This window comes from Aquitalea aquatica (assembly GCF_013911085.1).
GTDB lineage: Bacteria > Pseudomonadota > Gammaproteobacteria > Burkholderiales > Chromobacteriaceae > Aquitalea > Aquitalea aquatica.
Window position 1 is genome coordinate 140,007 of record NZ_JACERN010000010.1, and the last position, 7,289, is coordinate 147,295.

Below are 7,289 nucleotides of genomic sequence, written 5' to 3' on the forward strand. Positions count from 1 at the left end.
CATTGCCGGCAGCTCCGCCCAAACCACACAGGCTTAACGCCAGCAATCCGCCACTGAGCCACTGGCGGCGGTTTTTGTCCCCAAATTATCCAACGTCAGCACGCCACAGCTGTCGTTCTGGTAGGTAGTGCTATTGCTGGCGGTAATGGTAAAGGTTGAGGAAGCGGCCGCAGTGGAAATGGTATAGGCCGTCGCACCATTGGAGTTGGTCACCGTGGCGGAGGTCTGGCTGGCGTTATAGCTGTTGTTCATGGTGAACCAGCGCTCCTGCTCCTGCGCCATCTGCATCATGGTTGCTTCGGCTTGTGCACGCCGTCCACGCATGATGTAGTTGGTATAGGAAGGGTAGGCAATAGCGGCCAGAATACCGACAATCGCCACCGTGATCATCATCTCGATCAAGGTAAAGCCGCCGAAGAGACGTCTGTTATGCATGTTTGCTCCACTACCAGGTTTGTACGATTTCACGCCAGGCCAGGCGGCCGACTCCACCCACGCGGGTATCTTGCAGTTTGCAGTCAAATACGCCGGAGGAGCCTTTCTGACAAAGCCAGGTCTTGCCGTTCGAATCAACCAGGCTCAAAGCCTGGCCACTGCTCACCCCGGTGGAATTACTGGGTGAATAACGCGAAGCAGGCTTGTCCGAACCATTGATGACACCATCACCGTTGGTGTCATAAACCGGTGTCGACAGCATGCCACCACTGAAAATGCTGACATCTGTCGTCCAGGGTGTACCACCGTTGGTACAACCCGAGGTGTCCGGGATAAAGCTGCTGAAACGCACGGACTGCCGGTTACGCAATACCGGAGAGGCGACCACCCGCTCGTTGCTGGTCAGCGGCATATACCAGCCGCCATTGCCTGAAGATACCGTGTTGTTGCTGGAGTCCACAAAGTTGCCACCCGATGTGCCCGCAACTTGTGAGCCAATACTCTGTGCTACCAGATTGCCGGAAAGCGGTGTCCCCAGATTGCTGCCGGTATCATGCAGGCCATACAACGACTGGGTAGCAAGGGTACGGTCGTTGTCGGACAGGAAGATCCCCGTGCCAAACAGCACCCAGTAACCGGAAGTCGGGTCGCGGGTGAACGCCGGCGCTGCGGTGATGGGCTGACGGCTACCCAAGGTAGAGCTGCCACCCGTTACCGTAACACCATAGGCAGTAAATAACGGTGTGCAATTACTGGTGCAGGTGGAGCTGAAATTACCGCCGCCACCCGACAATTTCCAGTCAGTGGTCGTGGCCGAATTCAGATTGAACTTCCACATATTGCCGTTGATATCACCTGCATACACATAGTCGACCATCCCATCGCCATTCACATCCACCACAGCCGGACTGCCCATGGCATTAGGGGTGACGGTCTGGCCACTCTGGTTGGGCACATCAATGCGGAAGTAATTGCTGCCCCTACTCCAGGCCTCGCCTGCCATCTTGTCGAGATAAAGGATGTATAGCGCGGCGGTGCCACCGGAGCCGCTGTTGTTATAGCCATTGCCGAAAATCACCGCCGGGCGGCCATTCTGTAGCTTGACCACTTGCGGCGTACCGATGGTCAGCCCCAGATAGGGGTCGTCGCTGCTGCTAAATTCCCACAGCACATTAGAAGCCGTCATGGCATCTGGCCGGGTGACGTCCAATGCATAAATGCTGTTACCACCCGCACCAGTTGTACCAACAAGAATGGTGTGCGCTTCAGATGCACTCAAGGCCGTGCCGTCACTGGTGGAACGGGTGAAGCACACATCGCGTACATTCGGTGTGCCATCATTGTAATAGTAGTTGTGTGCATACGATGGCGAGGTCAGCGTTGGCAAATGGCCATAAATCGCAGCCGGCAGATAAGCGAAACGCTCGGTACCGGTCATGTCGAAACCATGCAGAAAACCATCGTTGGCTGCAACATAAACCATCTTGGGCCGTGCCAGAATGGCTGTCTGATCGGTGCTCTGATTATTGCTATTGGCCGCATAGCTGCAACCGCTCACCTGAATGGTCGTTGGTGCGGCCATATATGCCGGAGTGGAGTTGACGATATCGCCCAGGCGGTAGTTGCGGGCACGGAACTTGGGCGAGGAACCAGTCGCCTCGTAGGTTTTGTCACCGCGCAGATAATCGACCCGCTTGGCACCTTGGCTATCGCTACCATTCAGCGCCACCTTCTGCGCCGCGCTGGCACTCAGGTTGTTAAACCAGGTGGTATTGAATGCAACACCGAGATTGCTTACCTGATTGTATGTCAGCACATTACGGCTGCTCACGCCGGCATTACCATTCAACTGAGCTTCCAACGTAGACTTGGCACGCCAACCGTGGGTATTGTCCTGCACCAGCGATGGCGGCGTGGTCGCATTGGCCTGCAGGATCTGGTAAGCAATCAAATCACCATGCCAGTCACTGGAGTCAAACGAAGACTGGAACACATAGGCCGAAGTAAAGACCTGCGCACCACGGCCAGTCGTCGATAAACCTGCCAATGCCGGGTCGGTTGCTGCGGTAATAGAGGCAAACGCCGTCTGTAGCGCCGTCGTCATGCTGCTGGGGTTATTGGCTTGCGCAAAATTACTCGGTGTACCGTTGGGGTAAGCCGCAATACTGGTCGTCCCTGCCGCATCACTGGTCCATTCGCTGCGCACATCGGGCTTCTTGTTGCTATTACTGTCGGTGAAGCCACCGTATTTGGCTGCCAAGTAGAAGGGATTAGTGGTTTGTGTCTTGGTCCCACCATTTTCGACCACGTCAATCATGAAGGCACTGACTGTCTGGTTGCCGACCAGATCAGAGCGCAAATCGGAAACGTTGGCCCAATAGGCCAGACCAGCGATATAGGGGGGGGAGTTGGTGGAACCAGTATTGGTACTGGCCAGATTATTCACCCCCTCCTGATTACCAATCGAGTTGGTCCAGGAAGTCACCCCGCTGCCACTACCGGTAACCGGAGGGCTCCCCATATTGGAGGCAGCATCATCACTGGGTGCGGTAACCGAAGTCTGATTACCGCCAACCGGCCAACTGGTTCCCGGCAAGTCAACATCACCGTGGGTATTGGTGTCACCAATGTAGATGATGAAATTTTTCTGGCAGGCATTGACGATGGGATCATCCCAGTCGGTAATGACCGGGAAATTATCTTTCATTGCCGTCGTTAGCCCGCTGGTGAAGTTGGCGTAATTACCCAACTTGCGGTAGTAACGCAAGGCGGCATAGTACAGCTCGGCGGCCGGATCATAGGTTTTATAGCCGTTGGCATCACCGAACTTGTTCAGGTAGTTGATTACCCCGCTATTGGTGACATTGCTGCCGGTGGCGTCATCAGTGTCCGGATTCACCACAAAAGTGCCATCGACACTGCTCCATTCTGCACCCAGGGTAAAACTGGTGGACGATGAGGCGGCCGAGGTGGCACTGGAGCTAATACCGGGATACTTCATCCGCGCCCGCAGCACCCCGCCCATACGCATATAGTTGGCATCATTCAGATAGCCAAAGGCGCTAAAGCGCATATCGCCACCATGCGACTGGATCAGCCCTTCCGGCTTGTAATTCGTACCATAGGCGGTGCAATTATCTTCCAGGCCATTATTGTATTTTGACGTCAGCCCCAGCCCGGAATAAGTGGTAGCGCTGATCCCGCTGACCGTGGTGCAAACCTGAACCGTAGCATTGAAAGTATCCAGCGTATTCCAGTTAACCCCGTCATTGGAACCAGCGACAGTCATCTGCCAGTTCAGGCTGGTGAACTTGAGTTGGGTGTAATTGCTGTACTGGGTCAACGTTGAGGCATTGGTGGTGAGAACCCGCGAACCGTTAAAGCCATAGCCTTGATTCTGCCCTGAAATAATTTTGGCACGGCGCAGGACTGTCAAGCTGGCGGTATCACCGCTGGAATAGTCGCTGCTATTGCCGGTAATACCAGAAGCCCGGTTACCGCCAGTCAGGGTCTGGCGGAAAATATCAATTGCCGACATGCTAGCCCAGTTCAACAGGGCACCACTCCAGTAACCACTGCCACAGGTGCGATTGCTTACGCTATTGACCAGGCTGCGGGGAATGAAATATTTTTTGGTGGTGTCGTAGCTGTAACACTTGTATTGGTCGAAATAACCGCGGTGATCCTTGACCATTTCCGCCGCATTGAACGTCCGGTTGGTATAGGCTTCGCCAGCTGTAGGGTATTCCACCGACAAACCCAGCAATACGTTTGGACCATAGCGCCCACCCACACCGGCCAGCGGCACGTTATCGACAGTGATGGCGGCCCAGACGGACTGCCCGCACAGTAAGGCGATGCACAGCGCCACGACGCCCTTCACCCATGCTTTCAGCATCATGTTTGTTCTCCTGCCGTTAACCGTAAGGGCGGAAAATACTTTCCAGCGTTACGTTGATTTGCTGGTTCAAGCCAAAGCCACGCCCCGTTATCCGGTACAAATAGGACTGATCGCCAGTTTGTGCGGTAAGGTCGACCCCAGCCGCACCATCAGGAAACACCTCGATGACATAGCGAGGCGTCATCATTGCTGCGTATGGCACTGACCAGCTGCCACTGGCAATAGCCGCCGTAACCGTATCACTGGCATTACTCAAATTGCTGTTGAGCAATACATGCATCGGACCACTGGCGCTAGGCAGGCACAGGCCGCTGGCCGTGTTTCCTGCCACGGTGCAATCGACAAAACCATTCCTGTCCGCGACCGTCCCGGTGGAGAGAAGCCCTTCGCTGTAGCGCAGCGCCGACTCCGCTGCTTCAGTCGCCAGAGTAAAGTCGCGCCCATTGCGTGCAAAGCGCTCTTCCTGCACAGATGAATACGAGGCAGAGAGTGCAACCAGAGTGAGGGCCACCAGAAACACCAAGGCCACAATCAGGGTTACCCCACGCTGTCGCCGCAGAAATCGTCTACCGTTCATGATTTCCGATTCCTCAGACTGAAGGTCGACTCGAATACCCGGCGGGTCCAGCAAGGTGCCGAAGCAGTGCAACTTGTCGAGGTCGATAGCGGAGAGACTGTCGTTCCTGAATCATTGGTACCGGTGTAGTTGCTGCCAAACATATTGAACGAAGCCGCTTCGGCACGGTTCTGGCTATAAACCGGATCAGTCCGCGCCAGCAAGGCAATGCGCATCGCCACAACTTTGCTCATGGTCACACTGCCACCTGGGGGTAAGTAGCTGTTTGGCACACCATCCCCATCGGAATCCACACCCAGCAAAATCTGCAGGCGTTCTATATTGTCAGCGACCGGGCCACTACTCAGATTGGAACCAGTTGGAGCCGCACCATTCCAGGTTACATCGCACATCAGCGTGGGGCGGGTGACGCCACCAATGGTATTGATACCGATATAGAAGCGGTTTTTGACCAGCGTATTGGCAACGGTGACCGAATTACCCAGGCAATCCGGCATGGCATTACCCGTGCTGGCTTGCGGCCCGGTGAGAAAACCGATGGTAAATTCGTCCGAGGCCACACCATTGAGAATGGCCAAACCGTTTGAGGCAGTAAAACCACTGACCGCCGTATCATTGACCGCAGCCAGCACATCACTCGCCTGTATGCTGGGGCTAGAGAAATTGCCACTTGCATCAGTTGGAGTGGGGTTATATACACCACTGGCATTAAATGTACCGCCCAGTGCATCGTAATAGCCTGCCTGCTTCACGATACGGCCAATCAGCCCCATGGCAAAGCGTGCATTATCCTGCATTTGGGCATGACCCGACTGTGCCTTGCTGGTCGTCTGATTGGATACGTACAGGCTGGTCACTGCAAAGGTGACGATCAAGCCGATGGTAATGGCAACCATCAATTCAACCATGGTCAGGCCCATCTGCCTGTGACGCATCATTCTGGATATCCGCATCAGTTTGGCCTCACAAAAAACTGCAGCTGCGCGGCCTGCGATACGGCAATACCCTGAGATGCCTGACCAGCCGCGTAACCGGCTCGCTCCTGCCAGCCGATACTGACCGTATAACCATTGGTTGCCGATGCCACGCTGATAGTGCCGCTACTCATGCCACCACGCACAGGATCAGCAACAATGGACGACATTTCGGACAAATCGAAATCGCGCTGCTGCGTGGTGGTACAAGAAGCAGTAAAACAATTAGTCACTGTTCCAGAGGCTGTCTGGCTATAGTCAACCGCCGGATTGTTGCGAATCCGCTCCGCCATTTGCTCGGCCAGCAAGGATGCCTGGGCGCGAGCAGCGCTTTGAGCGGAATAGCGCAGATTATTCAGCTGCAAGCCGGCGATACCCAGTAGGCCAATCGCCAGAATGACAATCGCCACCAAGACCTCCAGCAAGGTAAAACCACGAGCGGATGGCCACACAACTTGTCGTTGACTCATGGGCAAGACTCCCCACTACTCAGCGCGGTGGGCATCGGACGGCCCGCCGTGGAAAAAGTCAGTTTTTTGGCAATGCCTGCATTGGCGCTGTCATCGCACACCATGATGCTGTTTGCTGAAGTCCAGCTACCGTTGTACATCTGCACCCTGCCAGTCGGCAGGTAGCGGAAAGAGGTCACGGCCGATGCACTGGACACGGACAAGCGCAATGTGCTGTTAATATCCATCTTGCGCAGCACCACCAGATCCGTCGTACCGGAAGCAATCGCATTACCAAAATTGACAGAGGTCCCGGTAACCAAGGTGTTATTACGGTTCAGATCGGCAAATACCACCCAACCAGCATTGAAACTGCTGGCGTTGCAACCACTGCTACTGGAGCTACTGGCGCACACCACGACAGGCACGCCGGTGCGTACGGCATTGCTGCGGGCGGCAAGAAAAGTCTGCTGCAGATCATTGGCGGCAGAACTTATCCGGTTGCTTCGCACAAAGCTACTCAAAGAGGGTGCGGCGATGGCCAATAAAATAGACGCCACGGCCAGCACCACAACGACCTCAATGAGCGTAAAACCGTTTACAGACCTTAAACGAGTCATGAAAACTACCTAGAGCTCAGATTTTTACTATTCGATCATAAGAAAATTCTTCTAGCAGAAATGAACTTTCTGACAGACGCATTAAAAAATCCGACTACCGCTTACCTATCACTCGTCAAGCCCGCCATTCATCTCACTCTGTCCTCGGCCAGAGTGATTCCGCGCCATAGCCCCCAGAACGGCCGCAATGCAGCACTCCAACGCAAAAAGCCCAGCTCGGATGAGCTGGGCTTCTAATGGGGAGTCTGGCGGTGTCCTACTTTCACATGGCGAATGCCACACTATCATCGGCGCTAAGGCGTTTCACGGTCCTGTTCGGGATGGGAAGGCGTG

Annotated in this window: 6 protein-coding genes and 1 rRNA gene; all 7 read right to left on the bottom strand. The window is 54.8% G+C overall.

What is annotated here, in order from left to right:
* Positions 1-33 precede the first annotated feature (33 nt).
* On the bottom strand, positions 34-435 hold the full coding sequence (locus H2Z84_RS03480; RefSeq protein ID WP_181834740.1) for a type IV pilin protein: 402 nt from the start codon (positions 433-435) through the stop codon (positions 34-36).
* A 10-nt stretch (positions 436-445) separates the two neighbouring features.
* Positions 446-4,336: a pilus assembly protein gene (locus H2Z84_RS03485; RefSeq protein WP_181834741.1), complete on the bottom strand. Its 3,891-nt coding sequence runs from the start codon at positions 4,334-4,336 to the stop codon at positions 446-448.
* 16 nt (positions 4,337-4,352) lie between these two features.
* Positions 4,353-4,913 (bottom strand): pilus assembly PilX family protein, encoded by a 561-nt coding sequence (locus H2Z84_RS03490; protein ID WP_181834742.1) that lies wholly within the window; start codon positions 4,911-4,913, stop codon positions 4,353-4,355.
* Positions 4,910-5,851 carry a PilW family protein gene (locus tag H2Z84_RS03495; RefSeq protein WP_181834743.1) on the bottom strand — a complete coding sequence of 314 codons (942 nt, stop codon included), beginning with the start codon at positions 5,849-5,851 and terminating at the stop codon, positions 4,910-4,912. The genes H2Z84_RS03490 and H2Z84_RS03495 overlap by 4 nt, the downstream gene beginning before the upstream one ends.
* Positions 5,852-5,865: 14 nt before the next feature.
* Positions 5,866-6,357 carry a type IV pilus modification protein PilV gene (gene pilV, locus H2Z84_RS03500; protein WP_181834744.1) on the bottom strand — a complete coding sequence of 164 codons (492 nt, stop codon included), beginning with the start codon at positions 6,355-6,357 and terminating at the stop codon, positions 5,866-5,868.
* The gene (locus tag H2Z84_RS03505) at positions 6,354-6,956 is read right to left on the bottom strand and encodes a GspH/FimT family pseudopilin (RefSeq protein WP_181834753.1); all 603 of its coding nucleotides are present in this window, start codon (positions 6,954-6,956) and stop codon (positions 6,354-6,356) included. The genes pilV and H2Z84_RS03505 overlap by 4 nt, the downstream gene beginning before the upstream one ends.
* A 243-nt stretch (positions 6,957-7,199) precedes the next feature.
* Positions 7,200-7,289, bottom strand: a 5S ribosomal RNA gene (gene rrf / locus H2Z84_RS21580); the annotation flags it as partial.